Genomic DNA, 14,505 nt, shown 5'->3' with positions numbered 1-14,505 from the left:
ATCAGCGCAAGCTGTTTGCGCAGATCCGGACGCCGGTGCTGGTCGTCGCGGGCGCCGAAGACGCCACCTTCCCGGTCGCGGAGACCGAGGAGATGGCGGACGCGATTCCCGGCGCGCGCTTCGTCGTACTCGAGCAGTCCGCGCACCTTGCCGCGCTCGAGTCACCGGCCGAGGTCAACGCGCTGATCGACGACTTCCTCGCCGACAACCCCTGATCAGTAATCCGTGGATGCGCTGACGTGCGCCCAGGCGGCGGCTTCTTCGGCGCGCGAGCGGGAGGCCTGGTCGGCGTGCTGCAGGGCGTCCTTTCCGAGCAGCAGCCGCAGCGGCGGGGTGTCGAGCGCGACGATGTCGACGATCGCCCGGGCCGCCTTGGCCGGGTCGCCGGGCTGGGTGCCGTCGGTCTCCAGCCGGTAGCGGTTCATCGCGCCGACGGTCGAGTCGTAGTCGGGGTCGACCGGCGCCAGCGTCATCGACGAGCCGCCCCAGTCGGTCCGGAACGCACCCGGCTCGACGATCGTCACCTTCATCCCGAACGGCGCGACCTCGTTGCTCAGCACCTGCGAGAACCCTTCGACCGCGTACTTCGCGGTCTGGTAGGCGCCCATGCCCGGGGTGCCGCCGGCCCGGCCGCCGATCGACGAGAACTGCAGGAAGTGGCCGCTGCGCTGCTGCCGGAAGACCGGCAGCGCGGCCTTGGTGACGTTGACGAGCCCGAACAGGTTCGTCTCCAGCTGGGCCCGGAAGTCCTTGTCGGTGGTCTGCTCGATCGCGGCGCTGTTCGCATAGCCCGCGTTGTTCGCGACCACGTCGAGGCCGCCGAACTCGTCGAGAGCGGTCTGTACGGCGGCGCGCGCGGCGGCCGCGTCCGTCACGTCCAACGCGATCGCGCGGACCTGGTCGCCGTACTGGTCGACGAGGTCTTTGAGTTGCTCGGGTTTGCGGGCGGTCGCGACGACCCGGTCGCCGGCGGCCAGAACCGCCTCGGTGAGGGCGCGGCCCAGCCCGCGGGAACTGCCTGTGATCAGCCAAGTTTTGGTCATGTGAGTGCTAACCAACCAACTGGTTGGTTGTATTCCCGGGTAAGCTGAGAAACATGCAGAGGAACGCCGACCGGACCAGGGGCCGGATCCTGGCCGCCGCCACCGAGGAGTTCGCCGCTCGCGGGATCGCCGGCGCGCGGGTGAACCGGATCGCCGAGGTGGCCGGCTGCAACAAGGCGATGCTGTACGCGTACTTCGGTAGCAAGGACGGCCTGTTCGACGCCGTCTACACCGTCGCCGTCGACACCTACCTGGCCGAGGTCGGGTTCGACACCACCGACCTGCCCGGGTACGCCGGCCGCGTCTTCGACTACTTCGAGGAGCACCCCGAGCACCAGCGGCTGAACGTCTGGTACCGCCTCGAGCGCCCCGAGGGCAGCGCGCTGGAGGCGATCGTCGCGGTCAACAAGAGCCGCCTCGGCGACCTCGACCGGGCCCAGCGATCTGGCGTCGTACCGGGGAATTTCACTCCTGCCGAGCTGCTCGCCCTGCTCCAGGCGATCGCCACCAGCTGGTCCTCGATGAACCCCGAGTACGGCGCCTCCGCACCCGACCGAGCCGCCCGCCGCGCCGCCGTCGTCGAAGCCGTCCAGCGACTCCTGTCCTAGGTGAGTGTGGCGCAGGCCACTCGTGATTCTCAGGGAACTCATCGGTTGGCCAGAAGGAGTTCTCAGTTCGGCGCGCTCTACTCGAAGGCAGAGGGAACTGGCCGAGGAGGGCACCGGGACATGAACGAGAACGCGGGACAGCAGGGGCAAGGACAGGGTGGGGCGGGGCAGCAGCCGGGGTACTGGCCGCCGACGGGTCCGCAGCAGTCTGTTCCGTACCAGGGTGGTCCGTACTACGGCGGTCCGCAGCAGGGTGGCCCGCAGCCGTACGCCGGAATGCCTTACTACCCGGGCTATTACGGCCCTCCGCAGCAGCGCCCGCCGAGGAAGCGGGGCCGCCGGCTGCTCGGCGCCGGGGCCATCGGTCTCGCCGCTGCACTGGTCGCCGGATCGGTTGCCTGGGGCATCGATCAGCGTGTGGCCAACTCGTCGCAGCTCTCCCAGCAGCAGCTGGACCCGGCCGCGGTCGCGGCGAAGGTGTCGCCCGGGCTGGTCGACGTCAACACGGTGCTCGGCTACGAGAACGCCCGCGCCGCCGGGACCGGCATCGTGCTCAGCTCCGACGGTGAGGTGCTGACCAACCACCACGTGATCGAGGGCGCGACGTCGATCTCGGTGACCGACATCGGCAACGGGAAGACGTACACCGCGAGCGTGGTCGGGTACGACGAGGACCACGACGTCGCCGTACTGAAGCTGAAGGACGCCTCCGGGCTGCAGACCGCCAAGATCGGCGACTCGGACAAGGTCAAGGTCGGCGACCAGGTGGTCGGGATCGGCAACGCCGGCGGTGACGGCGGTACGCCGAGCTACGCGCCGGGCACCGTGACCGCGCTGAACCAGTCGATCACCGCGACCGACGAGAACGGGCAGGACCCGGAGCACCTGACCGGCATGATCCAGACTGACGCCAACATCCAGGCCGGTGACTCGGGCGGACCGCTGGCGAACACGGCCGGCGAGGTGATCGGCGTCGACACGGCCGGCTCGGGCGGCAACAACGGCGGCGCCGGCCGGCCGGGACAGGCGGCCGCGAGCACCGCCACCGCGGCGACCGCGACCCTGGCGTCGGCCGGTGGCACGACGACCACGACCGCAGACGGCAACGGGTACGGCGACCCCGGCAACGGACCGTTCGGCGGCAACGGCCTCGGCGACGGGAACGGGTACGGCAACCCCTTCGGCGACGGCAACGGATCAGGCAACGGCGACGGATCGGGCAACGGCAACGGCGGTTCGAACGGGTCGGGTCAGAGCACCACGCAGGGCTTCGCGATCCCGATCAACGAGGCGATGGAGATCGCCGACCAGATCCAGGACGGCAAGGCGTCCGACACCGTGCACATCGGCGAGTCGGCGATGCTCGGAGTCTCGGTGGTCCCGGACGCGGACACCACCGGCGCCGTGGTCGGCGACGTACTCGCCAACGGCAAGGCCGACGAGGCCGGTATCACCGCCGGTGACGTGATCACCTCCTTCGCCGGCGAGACCGTCGAGTCGCCCGACACGCTCTCGACCCTGCTGAACCGGCACCACCCCGGCGACAAGGTCGAGGTCGGCTGGGTCGACCAGAACGGACAGCAGCACAAGGCAACCATCGAACTCATCACAGGCCCGGTCCGCTGACCCCAGCGCTACCCCCCGCTGAAGCGGACCGACTGGTCGGGCCCGGCGCCTCCTCCATCCCCCCACGAGGCGGCCGGGCCCGATCGCTGTCTTCTGTCAGGAATCAAGAAGCCCAGGCCAGCGCACCGCGCTTAGCGTGAGTGTCATGGTCCTCCGACGCCTCGTCCCCGCCGCGTACCGCCCGGTGCTTGCCCACCGGGTGCTCCGGCGGCTCATCCTCGGTTTCGCGGTCTCGTTCCTGGGTGACGGGATGAGCTTCGTCGCGGTGGCCTGGCTCGCGATCGAGCTTGCGCCGGAAGCGTCCGAAGGGCTGTGGGTCGGCGGCGCGGTGGCGGCGTACACCTTGCCGGGTGTTGTCGGCGCGCTGGCGTTCGGCCGCCGCCTTCGCCGGCTGCCGGCCAAGCGGGTGCTGCTCGCCGACACCCTCGTACGTGGCGTCTTCCTCGTCGTCATACCTCTTGCCTGGTTCGCCGGAGTGCTGACACCTGCGCTGCTCGTCGTCGTGCTTGCGGGGTCGTCGTTGCTGCACGCGTGGGGGAGCGCAGGCATGTACACGCTGATGGCCGAGATGTTGCCCGAGGAGCATCGCCTGGCCGCCAACACTCTGGTCAGCTCGATCAACTTCGCGGCCACGATCGCCGGGCCGGCGGTCGCCGGGGTGCTCGTGACGTACGTCAGCTCCGCGCTGGTGATCGGTCTGGATGCGCTGTCCTGGTTGTTCCTGGCGCTGATAGTGGTGAGCACGCGACTGCCGGACTCGCAGCCGGTCGCGGATGATCCGGAGGAGCCGGCCGCCCGCGGCGGATTGGCCTTCATTCGTTCGCATCCCGAGCTGCTGGGCCTGCTGGCGCTGACCTGGTTCTTCAACTTCCTCTACGGGCCGGTCGAGGTCGCCCTGCCGCTGCATGTGACCAACGACCTGAACGCGCCGGGCACGCTGCTCGGCCTCTACTGGATGCTGTTCGGCATCGGCGCGGTCCTCGGCGGCCTCACCATCGGCGCGCTGCGCCAGCTCCCGCTCTGGCCGGTCACAGTGGCCATCGTTGTGCTCTGGGGTCTGTTGCTCGTGCCGTTCGCTTTCGACATCCCGATCGCCGTGACCGTCGTCTGCTTCATGCTGGGTGGCGCGATCTACGGCCCGTTCGTCCCGCTGTCGGTGACGCTGGTCCAGGCGAAGTCGCCGCCGCAGCACCTGGCCGCCGTACTCGCTGCCCGGAGTTCGGTGCTCCTGACTGCGGCACCGCTCGGTACGGCGCTCGGCGGCCCACTCACCACAGCGCTGGGTCCGCGTGGAACGCTCGGTGTCTCAGGTCTCGCGACCGTGGTCCTCGGTGTGATCGCCTGCGCGTTGTTGCTAGCTCGCGAAGCCTTCACGCCACGTCGACTGGCTCGGCGTCCACGCTAGCTGCGTGCGGGCGTGAACGTTCGACGCACCGCGAGCCCAGCCAGGTCGGATCCCGTCTGTGGGTGCCGGAGTCGGCGCACCAACGGCTTCCGCGAAGACCGGCGCCCAGGTCGAGGCAGGAGCCGGTTCGTCGTCGACGATGTTGACCGGCCCGCTCGGCCACTGCAGAGCCTGTACGGCGGCGATCGCGGCGTCCTCGACGTGCAGGAAGCTCGTGATGTCCGGGCCGGTGGGGAGGCTGCCGGCGGCGGCCAAGTCCGCCATCAGCCCGCCCTTCGTGTACCAGGTGCCGGGGCCGTAGAACATCCCGTACCGCAGCACAACCCACTCCGGTGCCTCAGCAGTCATGGCCTCCAGTCCCGCCACGGCCTCGACCATTCCACGGCGTCCGTCGTCCGGGTTCGCCAGGTCCAGCGGTGTCGACTCGACGGCCGGTTCGTCGCCGCCCTCGTAAGCCCACGAGATGCTTTGCGTGATCACCCGGCCGGCGCCTGCGGCCAGCGCGGCGTCGACGAGGTTGCGGGTGCCCACTCGCCGGAGCCGTCCGTTCGCCGCGAAGTCGCGGGATGCCAGGTCGGTCAGTTGGTGCATGACCACGTCCGGCCGGGCGGCCGCGACCACCTCACGCAGGTGCGCGGCGTCGTACACGTCCCCGCGTACGGCGGTCACGCCGTCGAGCGTGGATGGATCGCGTCGGGTCACGACGGTGACCTGGTGACCTTCGGCGAGCAGGAGTGGCACCAGCAGGCGTCCGATCGCTCCGGTCGCGCCGGCGAGAAAGATCCGCATGGCGCCCCACGCTAGGCGAACGCTGTGCTGCGGCCGGGGGCCAGTCTGTGATCAATCCCATGGGCCACTTCGGCACCGCGGGTTTAGGGTGGGGCGAAAGTAAACAGCTGTTCACCATCGTGAGGACACCGCGTGAGCGTCAGCCCCTCGACCGTCCGCCCCGCTCGTCCGCGGCTCGTGCTGGCCGCCCTCGCGTTCTGCGGCGTACTGGTCTCGATCAGCCAGACGATCGTCGTGCCGCTGCTGCCGGAGCTGCCGCGGCTCACCCACAGCGAGCCCGCCGACGTCAGCTGGCTGGTCACCGTCACGCTGCTCACCGGCGCGGTGTTCATGCCGTTGCTCGGCCGGGCCGGCGACATGTACGGCAAGCGCCGGGTGCTGCTGGTCGCGCTCGGCTCGATGATGATCGGGTCGTTGCTCTGCGCAAGCAGTGCGGAGCTGGCCGTGCTGATCGTAGGCCGCGCGTTCCAGGGGGCCGCGGTGGCTGTCGTGCCGCTCGGGATCAGCATCCTGCGCGACGAGCTCGAGCCGCGCCGGGTGCTGCCGTCGATCGCGATCATGAGCTCGACGCTGGGCGTCGGCGCGGCGTTGGGCATCCCGGCAGCGACGCTGGTGGTGCAGTACTTCAACTGGCACACGATGTTCTGGGTCAACTTCGGCATCGGACTGCTGGACATCGTGCTGGTGCTGCTGATCGTGCCCGAGTCGGCGGTGCGGACCCGCGGCAGGTTCGACGTCCCGGGAGCGTTCGGCCTCAGCGTGTTCCTGGTCTGCCTGCTGCTGGCGGTCTCGAAGGGCAGCGCGTGGGGCACGACGGCGACCATCAGCCTGTACGTCGCCGCCGCCGCCGTCCTCCCGTTGTGGGGCTGGTTCGAGCTCCGGACCAGGAGCCCGCTCGTCGACCTGCGGGTGTCCGCGCGGCCCGCCGTACTGTTCACCAACTTGTCCGCGCTGCTGATCGGGTTCTCCTTCTACGCCAACTCGCTGTCGACCGCGCAGCTCGTGCAGGAGCCGAAGTGGACCGGGTACGGGCTCGGCGCGTCGATCGTGGTCAGCGGCCTGTGCCTGCTGCCGGGCGGTCTCGCGATGGTCGTGCTGTCGCCGGTGTCCGCGCGGATCTCGTCCGCCCGCGGCCCGCGGTTCACGCTCGCGATCGCGTCGGTCCTGATGGCCGCCGGGTACGTCGTCCGGTTGTTCACCAGCGAGAACCTGGCCGGGATCGTGGTCGGCGCGACCGTCGTCTCGGCCGGAACCGCGGTCGCCTACTCGGCACTTCCGGCCCTGATCATGCATGCTGTGCCCGTGACCGAAACGGCCGCGGCGAACGGACTGAACACGCTGATGCGCACGATCGGGGCTGCGATCTGCAGCGCGATCGTGGTGACGGTGCTGACCAACGTGACGATCACCAAGGACGACCTGGTGGCGCCGGCGCTGTCGGCGTACCTGATCGTCTTCGTGATCGCCGGGCTGGCCGCGGCGGTCGCGGCCGGGGCGGTGCTGCTGATCCCGGCCCGGCGGCAGGCGCCGGTGCACCTGGAGAGCCCGGTGGGCACGACGTGACGGACCCGGGGCGGATCACGATTCTCCGGGCGGCGCGGCGGGCGTTCGCGCTGCAGCCGTACCACTCGGTCACGCTGCGCGGGATCGCCGCCGACGCGAACGTCAGCGCGGCCCTGATCGTCAAGCACTTCGGCAGCAAGGAAGCGCTGTTCGAAAAGGTCGCGGACTTCAGCGAGGCCGCGCAGTTGCTGCTCGACGCACCCGACGAGGAGCTCGGCCGGCACGCCGTGCTGACGCTGGTGAACTACCGCCGCGAGAACGGTCTCGACCTGCTCGTCCGGGTGATCTTCGCGGCCGGCAGCGGCGACGAACGGGCGCTGATCCGGGAGCACTTCCGCGACCAGGTGACCAGCGCGTTCACCGCCCGGCTCAGCGGCGACGACGCCCGGCTGCGCGCGGAGCTGATCACCGCCCAGCTGCTCGGACTCGGCGCGGTGATGTCGATCGACAAGACCGGCCCGAGTACGACGGCCGACCCGGAGACCATCGCGGACCTGTTCGCCCCGGGCCTCCAGGCGCTCATCCACTGAGTGAACAGCAGTCTCACTTAGTGGGCAGGCCCCCTGTTCACGCGGTGTGACGCCGCTAACATGGTGCAGCCAGGTCGAGAGGCGCTGCAACGGACGCTCAGGTCCGCCACGCTCGACCCGGGGTATCTGTTGCAAGGGCGCCTCCGGAGATTTTCTGGAGGTGACGGCAGATGAGCGAAACCGCTCTACGGGAGCTGCTGGATCAGCGGGTCGCGATCCTGGACGGTGCCTGGGGCACCATGCTGCAGGGCGCGAAACTGAGTCCGGCCGACTACCAGGGCGACCGCTTCCGCGACCACACCCACGACGTCACCGGTGACCCCGACCTGCTCAACCTGACCCGGCCGGACGTGATCCTCGACGTCCACCGGCAGTACCTCGCGGCCGGTGCGGACATCACCACCACGAACACCTTCACCGCGACCAGCATCGGCCAGGCCGACTACGGCCTGCAGGACCACGTGCGCGAGATGAACGTCGCCGGCGCCCGGCTGGCCCGGCAGGCGGCCGACGAGATCGGCGGCCGATTCGTGGCCGGTTCGATCGGCCCGCTGAACGTGACGCTGTCGCTGTCGCCGCGGGTCGAGGATCCGTCGTACCGGGCGGTGACCTTCGAGCAGGTCCGGGCCGCGTACGCCGAGCAGATCGCCGCCCTGGCCGAAGGCGGCGTCGACCTGCTGCTGATCGAGACCATCTTCGACACCCTGAACGTGAAGGCCGCGATCATGGCGGCCCGCGAGGTCGCGCCGCACCTCCCGCTGTGGATCTCGGTGACGATCGTCGACCTGAGCGGCCGGACCCTGTCCGGCCAGACCGTCGAGGCCTTCTGGAGCTCGGTCGAGCACGCCAAGCCGCTGGTCGTCGGCGTCAACTGCTCCCTCGGCGCCGCCGAGATGCGCCCGCACGTGGCCGACCTGGCCCGCTTCGCCGACACCTACGTCGCCTCCCACCCCAACGCCGGTCTCCCGAACGCCTTCGGCGGGTACGACGAGACGCCGGACGAGACGGCCGGGATGCTGCAGGAGTTCGCCGAGTCCGGGCTGGTCAACATCGTCGGCGGCTGCTGCGGGACGACTCCCGCGCACATCAAGCAGATCGCGGCGAACGTGGCCGGCCTGCCGCCGCGGAACGTCGTACCGCCGAACGAGACCACCCGGTTCTCCGGGCTGGAGCCGTTCAGGATCGGGCCGGACACCGGGTTCGTGATGATCGGCGAGCGGACCAACGTGACCGGGTCGGCGCGGTTCCGCCGGCTGATCGAGTCCGGGGACCACCAGGCCGCGGTGGACGTGGCGCTGGAGCAGGTGCGCGGCGGCGCCAACCTGCTGGACGTTAACATGGACGCCGACCTGCTCGACAGCGAGCAGGCCATGACCACGTTCCTGAACCTGATCGCGACCGAGCCGGAGGTGGCCCGGATCCCGATCATGATCGACAGCTCGAAGTGGTCGGTGCTGGAGACCGGGCTGAAGTGCGTGCAGGGCAAGGGCGTGGTCAACTCGATCAGCCTGAAGGAGGGCGAGGAGCAGTTCCTCGAGCACGCCCGCCGGGTCCGCGACTACGGCGCCGGCGTGGTGGTGATGGCCTTCGACGAGCAGGGCCAGGCCGACACCACCGAGCGCAAGGTGGAGATCTGCGCCCGGGCCTACGACCTGCTCACCCAGAAGGTCGGCTTCCCGCCCGAGGACATCATCTTCGACCCGAACGTGCTGGCCGTCGCGACCGGTATCGCCGAGCACAACGGGTACGCGAAGGCTTTCCTCGACGCGTTGCCGCTGATCAAGGAACGCTGCCCCGGCGTGCACGTGAGCGGTGGCATCTCGAACCTGTCGTTCTCGTTCCGCGGCAACGACGTGGTGCGCGAGGCGATGCACTCGGCGTTCCTGTTCCACGCCGGCAAGGCCGGGCTGGACATGGGCATCGTCAACGCCGGTCAGCTCGCTGTGTACGAGGACATCGAGCCGACGCTGCTCGAACTGGTCGAGGACGTGCTGTTCGACCGCCGGGAGGACGCCACCGACCGGCTGGTCGCGCACGCCGAGACCGTCAGCGGCCGCGGCAAGCAGCGCGAGGTCGACCTGTCCTGGCGCGAGGGGACGGTCGAGGAGCGGCTGTCGCACGCGCTGGTGCACGGGATCGTCGACTTCATCGAGGACGACACCGAGGAGGCCCGGCAGAAGCTGCCGCGGCCGCTCGAGGTGATCGAGGGCCCGTTGATGGACGGGATGAAGATCGTCGGCGACCTGTTCGGCGCCGGCAAGATGTTCCTGCCGCAGGTGGTGAAGAGCGCCCGGGTGATGAAGCGCTCGGTCGCCTACCTGGAGCCGTTCATGGAGGCCGAGAAGGAGCAGGCCCGGCTGGAGGGTCGGGCCGAGATGGTCCGCGGCCAGGGCAAGATCGTGCTCGCCACCGTCAAGGGCGACGTGCACGACATCGGCAAGAACATCGTCGGCGTGGTCCTGGGCTGTAACAACTACGAGGTGATCGACCTCGGCGTGATGGTGCCGGCGGCCAGGATCCTGGACACCGCGGTCGCCGAGGGCGCCGACGCGATCGGCCTGTCCGGGCTGATCACGCCGTCCCTCGACGAGATGGTGGCGGTCGCCACCGAGATGCAGCGCCGCGGGCTCAAGCTCCCGCTGCTGATCGGCGGCGCGACGACTTCGAAGCAGCACACCGCCGTACGGATCGCACCGGCCTACGACCGGACCACCGTGCACGTGCTGGACGCGTCGCGCGTGGTCGGTGTGGTGTCGGATCTGCTGGACGACGAGCGTGCCGAGGAGCTTGCCCGGAGCAACGCTGCGGAGCAGGAGCGGTTGCGCGAGCAGCACGCGAACAAGCAGCGCAGCCCGCTGCTGTCGCTGGCGGCGGCGCGGGCGAATGCCGAGCCGGTAGACCACGGCGAACCGCCGGTGCCGGCGTTCACCGGGCTGAAGCAGGTGTCGCCGGCGATCGAGACGCTGCGCGCGATGGTCGACTGGCAGTTCCTCTTCCTGGCCTGGGAGCTGAAGGGCAAGTACCCGGCCATCCTGGACCAGCCGGTCGCCCGCGAGCTCTTCGACGACGCGAACACGCTGCTCGACGAGATCGTTGCCAACGGCTCCTTTACCGCCGAGGGCGTGTACGGGTTCTGGCCGGCGCACAGCGAAGGTGACGACATCGTCCTGGACGGCCAGGACGTGTCGTTCCCGATGCTGCGGCAGCAGACCGAGAAGCCGGCCGGCCGGCACAACCGGTGCCTGGCCGACTACGTCGCACCTGCCGGTGACCACCTCGGCGGTTTCGGGGTGGCGATCCACGGCGCCGAGGCACTGGCGGCGTCGTACGAGGCGAAGAACGACGACTACCGGGCGATCATGGTCAAGGCGCTGGCCGACCGGCTGGCGGAGGCGTTCGCCGAGTGGATCCACCTGGAGGCGCGGCGGGACTGGTTCGAGCCGGACGCCGAGCCGGTGCTCGAGGACCTGCACGCGGAGCGGTTCCGCGGGATCCGGCCCGCGCTCGGGTACCCGGCGAGCCCGGACCACACCGAGAAGAAGGACCTGTTCGAGCTGCTCGAGGCCGAGAAGATCGGTCTCGGCCTGACCGAGTCCTTCGCCATGACCCCGGCTGCGGCGGTCAGCGGCCTGATCTTCCAGCACCCGGCCTCCCGCTACTTCAGCGTCGGCCGTCTCGGCCGCGACCAGATCGAGGACTACGCCGTACGGCGGGGCCTGCCGGTCGCCGAGGTCGAGCGCTGGCTCCGCCCGAATCTGGCCTACGACCCTGAGTGATGTCACACATCGGTGGCCCGCTGGACTCATAGAGGTGTGAAAGCACACGAGGAGATGAGTTCGGACGCGGCCACCGAGGTGTTTCTGCAGCATCGGGAGTTGCTGTTCTCGGTGGTCTACAACATCCTCGGTTCGGTCGCCGACACCGAGGACGTGCTGCAGGAGAGCTGGCTGGCCTGGTCCGCGCAGTCGACCCGATCGGCCGTGGACAACCCCCGCGCGTACCTGGTGCGGATCGCGGTCAACTCGGCGCTGGCCCGCCGTACGACGATCAACCGGCGCAAGGAGGCGTACGTCGGGCCTTGGCTGCCGGAGCCCGTGGTCACACCGGTCGATCCGGTTGAACGAGCCGAGGCGGTGTCGCTCGCGGTGCTCGTCGTACTGGAGACGCTGACGCCGTTGGAGCGGGCGGTGTTCGTGCTGTACGAGGTGTTCGGGTACGCGCACACCGAGGTCGCCGAGATCCTGGACCGGACGCCGGCGGCGGTCCGGCAGTTGGCGCACCGGGCGCGGGAGCACGTGGAGGCGCGGCGGCCGCGGTTCCCGGCGGATCCCCAGGTGCAGCACGAGGTGACGCGACGATTCGTCGAGGCGGTTGCGGGCGGGGATCTGAACGCCCTGATGGACGTGCTCTCGCCCGACGTCACTCTGTGGGCCGACGGCGGCGGCAAGGCCCGGGCAGCCGGGCTGCACCCGATCCTCGGTCGCGACCGGATCGCCCCACTGATCATCGGCGACCGCCTTCGCCGCCCGCTGCCGGACCTCGGCATCCACTACCGAACCATCAACGGCGACCCGGCCGCGCTCGTGCTGTCGGGGGACACGCCGTTCGCACTGATCGTGCTGGACGTCGAGGACGACCAGGTGACGGGCATCTACGCGATCACCAACCCGGACAAGCTGGGTGGACTGACATGACGGCCACCGGTGCCGCCGGGCTCCTTGCCGGGCTGCTGCTGGGCGTGCCGTGGCTGGTGGCGGCTGCCGCGGTCAGCTGGCTGTCGTGTTTCTGGGGGCGGCCGGGGCCTCGTTGGTGCTTACCCTGACTGGATGACGGCTTTGATTCGGTCGGCTCAGGCAGAGGATGCCGACGCGGTTGCTGCGATTTGGTACTCCGGGTGGGGTGACGGGCATCTCGGGCACGTGCCTGAGGAACTGGTCGCGATCCGGACCAAGGAGTCGTTCTGGACCCGGGCGGCCGAGCGGGTCGCGGACACCACGGTCGCGGTCGAGGGGGACGAGGTCGCGGGGTTCGTGATGGTGGTGGGGGACGAGGTCGAGCAGGTGTACGTGTCCCGCGACCACCGGGGCTCCGGGATCGCCGCCGTACTGCTTGCCGAGGCCGAACGGCAGGTCAAGGCCAACGGGCACGCCGACGCCTGGCTCGCGGTCGCCACCGGCAACGCCCGCGCCCGCCGCTTCTACGAACGCAGCGGCTGGTCCGACGCCGGCGCCTTCGACTACCCGGCAGGCACGGATTCCGGCCCGATCCCCGTCCCCTGCCACCGCTACGTCAAGCCGGTCTGACGCAGGATTCCCCTGAACTTGGTCGTTCGGCAGATATATCGGTGACCAATGGAGTTAGTTTGCTTCGGCAAGCTTTCTTTCCTGGAGAGGTCACCCATGAACATCCGTTCCGTGCGGCTGCCGTCGCGCCGCCTGCTGCTGACCGGGGTCGCCTCGGTCGCGATCACGTCGGTCGTCGGCGGGGTCGCGTACTCGGCCGGGGTCGCGTCCCAGCAGCCGGCCATCCAGACGTCGACACCGCGGACCGAGAAGCAGGTCACCAACATCGACGTGCTGCGCCAGCAGTTGCGCAACTACTACGGCGATCCGCTCGGCACCGGCACGTTCGGTGCGAACAGCAACTACGCCAAGGAGGCGAAGGCCGTCGCCGCCGCCGGCACGCGATGGATCTCGGCACCCCATCACACCAAGAAGACCAAGGCCATCCTGCTGGACGTCGACGACACCTCGCTGGCGACCTGGAACTACGAGATCGCCAGCAACTGGGCGTACAACCCGGCGACCAACGCGACCTACGTGCTGGACCAGAAATTCCCCGCCGTACCGGGGATGGTCGACCTGGTGACGACGGCCGAGCGGGAGGGGTACGCGATCTTCTTCCTGACCGGGCGCGGCGCGGCGCAGGAGCAGGCGACGCTGGGCAACCTGACCGCGGACGGCGTCGGTGTCGACGCCGGCTTCCCGAAGCCGACCACGTTGCCGAACGGTGAGGACGGCCTGTTCACCAAGCCGGCGGTCGCGGACTACCCCGACTACCTGAAGTCGGCGTGCGCGAGCGACCCGAACGGGTCCTGCACCACGATCCACTACAAGTCGGCGACCCGCGCCCACATCGAGTCGCTCGGGTACGACATCGTCGCCAACTTCGGCGACCAGTACAGCGACCTCAAGGGCGGGTACGCCGACCGCACCTTCAAGGTCCCGAACCCGAACTACTACCTGCCCTGACCGTTCCTCTGGCCGGCGGGTGGTGGTCAGCGGGGGAGGAGACCGTAGAGGAGGCTCTGGAGGGCGTCGCGGAGGTTGGGCTCGAAGTCCAGTCGGATCGCGGCCAGGGTGGGATCGGCGTCGTACGCGGCCTGGATCGCGGCGGTCGGGTGCGAATGGGTCCAGATCGCGCCGGCCAGCATGCTCGCGGTGGCGACGAAGCGGGACGCGTTCTCGACGCTGAGCTGCGGGAGGGCCGCGACGACGATCATCAGCAGCCCTTCATAGCCGCGGAGGGCGTGGCGCTTGAAGTTGAGCGCCACGTCGGTCGAGACGTTCCGCTCCAGCACGGCGGCCTGCGCGCTGATCAGATCGCAGAAGACCGGCCGCGCTGCCAGCGTCCGGACCACAGCGTCCACCAACTGCTCACTGCGCTGGGCCGGCGAGCCCTTGGCGTCTCGTAGCGCGGTCCGGAGATCGTCGATCCAGGCGTCGAACTCGGTGCCGAACAGCTCGAGCAGGACGGCCTCGCGGGACTCGAAGTACTTGAGCACGTTGGACTTGGCCAGGCCGACGCGGCGGCTCAGCTCGTTCAGGCTCAGGTCGGCGACCGGCATCTCGGTCAGCATCGTGGCGGCCGTGCCGAGGATCGCCCGGCGCCTGGCCTCCCGCTGCTCCGCGCTCCGGGCGCGCTGGAATGTCGTCACCCTC

General features: G+C 69.7%; 13 protein-coding genes and 1 riboswitch. Of the genes, 10 read left to right on the top strand and 3 right to left on the bottom strand.

Going from position 1 to position 14,505, the window contains the following annotated elements; all coding sequences use genetic code 11:
* Window positions 1-215 (top strand): alpha/beta hydrolase (locus AB0H36_RS33135; RefSeq protein ID WP_360532682.1); only part of this gene is annotated, 215 nt, incomplete at its 5' end.
* On the opposite strand, the gene AB0H36_RS33130 is transcribed toward AB0H36_RS33135, so the two are convergent.
* Window positions 216-1,043 (bottom strand): oxidoreductase, encoded by an 828-nt coding sequence (locus tag AB0H36_RS33130; RefSeq protein WP_360532679.1) that lies wholly within the window; start codon window positions 1,041-1,043, stop codon window positions 216-218.
* A gap of 53 nt (window positions 1,044-1,096) precedes the next feature.
* Here AB0H36_RS33130 and AB0H36_RS33125 point away from each other — a divergent pair, with 53 nt between their 5' ends.
* From AB0H36_RS33125 to AB0H36_RS33115, 3 genes are all read left to right on the top strand, one after another.
* Window positions 1,097-1,651: a TetR family transcriptional regulator gene (locus tag AB0H36_RS33125; RefSeq protein WP_360532676.1), complete on the top strand. Its 555-nt coding sequence runs from the start codon at window positions 1,097-1,099 to the stop codon at window positions 1,649-1,651.
* A gap of 120 nt (window positions 1,652-1,771) precedes the next feature.
* A complete protein-coding gene (locus AB0H36_RS33120) occupies window positions 1,772-3,277 on the top strand; it encodes a trypsin-like peptidase domain-containing protein (RefSeq protein ID WP_360532673.1) in 1,506 nt (501 codons plus the stop codon).
* A 145-nt stretch (window positions 3,278-3,422) separates the two neighbouring features.
* Entirely contained in the window at window positions 3,423-4,682 is a 1,260-nt protein-coding gene (locus AB0H36_RS33115) for an MFS transporter (RefSeq protein ID WP_360532670.1), read from the top strand.
* Here AB0H36_RS33115 and AB0H36_RS33110 read toward each other — a convergent pair.
* A complete protein-coding gene (locus AB0H36_RS33110) occupies window positions 4,632-5,471 on the bottom strand; it encodes an NAD(P)-dependent oxidoreductase (RefSeq protein WP_360532667.1) in 840 nt (279 codons plus the stop codon). The genes AB0H36_RS33115 and AB0H36_RS33110 overlap by 51 nt on opposite strands.
* Before the next feature lie 132 nt (window positions 5,472-5,603).
* On the opposite strand from AB0H36_RS33110, the gene AB0H36_RS33105 reads away from it, so the two are divergent.
* The 6 genes from AB0H36_RS33105 (at window position 5,604) to AB0H36_RS33080 (ending at window position 13,815) form a co-directional block, all read left to right on the top strand.
* On the top strand, window positions 5,604-7,034 hold the full coding sequence (locus AB0H36_RS33105) for an MFS transporter (protein ID WP_360532664.1): 1,431 nt from the start codon (window positions 5,604-5,606) through the stop codon (window positions 7,032-7,034).
* On the top strand, window positions 7,031-7,564 hold the full coding sequence (locus AB0H36_RS33100) for a TetR family transcriptional regulator (RefSeq protein WP_360532661.1): 534 nt from the start codon (window positions 7,031-7,033) through the stop codon (window positions 7,562-7,564). The genes AB0H36_RS33105 and AB0H36_RS33100 overlap by 4 nt, the downstream gene beginning before the upstream one ends.
* Before the next feature lie 70 nt (window positions 7,565-7,634).
* Window positions 7,635-7,714: riboswitch (S-adenosyl-L-homocysteine riboswitch) on the top strand.
* A gap of 20 nt (window positions 7,715-7,734) precedes the next feature.
* Window positions 7,735-11,340, top strand: a complete 3,606-nt coding sequence (gene metH, locus AB0H36_RS33095; protein WP_360532658.1) for a methionine synthase — start codon at window positions 7,735-7,737, stop codon at window positions 11,338-11,340.
* Between the two features lie 54 nt (window positions 11,341-11,394).
* The gene (gene sigJ, locus AB0H36_RS33090) at window positions 11,395-12,258 is read left to right on the top strand and encodes an RNA polymerase sigma factor SigJ (RefSeq protein ID WP_360532655.1); all 864 of its coding nucleotides are present in this window, start codon (window positions 11,395-11,397) and stop codon (window positions 12,256-12,258) included.
* A 132-nt stretch (window positions 12,259-12,390) separates the two neighbouring features.
* Window positions 12,391-12,867 (top strand): GNAT family N-acetyltransferase, encoded by a 477-nt coding sequence (locus tag AB0H36_RS33085; protein WP_360532652.1) that lies wholly within the window; start codon window positions 12,391-12,393, stop codon window positions 12,865-12,867.
* A gap of 96 nt (window positions 12,868-12,963) precedes the next feature.
* Window positions 12,964-13,815, top strand: coding sequence for an HAD family acid phosphatase (locus AB0H36_RS33080; RefSeq protein WP_360532649.1), 852 nt, complete (start codon window positions 12,964-12,966; stop codon window positions 13,813-13,815).
* A 26-nt stretch (window positions 13,816-13,841) separates the two neighbouring features.
* Here the strand turns inward: AB0H36_RS33080 and AB0H36_RS33075 are convergent, their stop codons facing one another.
* A complete protein-coding gene (locus tag AB0H36_RS33075) occupies window positions 13,842-14,501 on the bottom strand; it encodes a TetR/AcrR family transcriptional regulator (protein WP_360532646.1) in 660 nt (219 codons plus the stop codon).
* Between the last annotated feature and the right edge of the window lie 4 nt (window positions 14,502-14,505).

Source organism: Kribbella sp. NPDC050820, assembly GCF_040653975.1.
GTDB lineage: Bacteria > Actinomycetota > Actinomycetes > Propionibacteriales > Kribbellaceae > Kribbella.
Note: the sequence above shows the minus strand (reverse complement) of the source record. Positions and strands in the feature narration are given on the sequence as shown.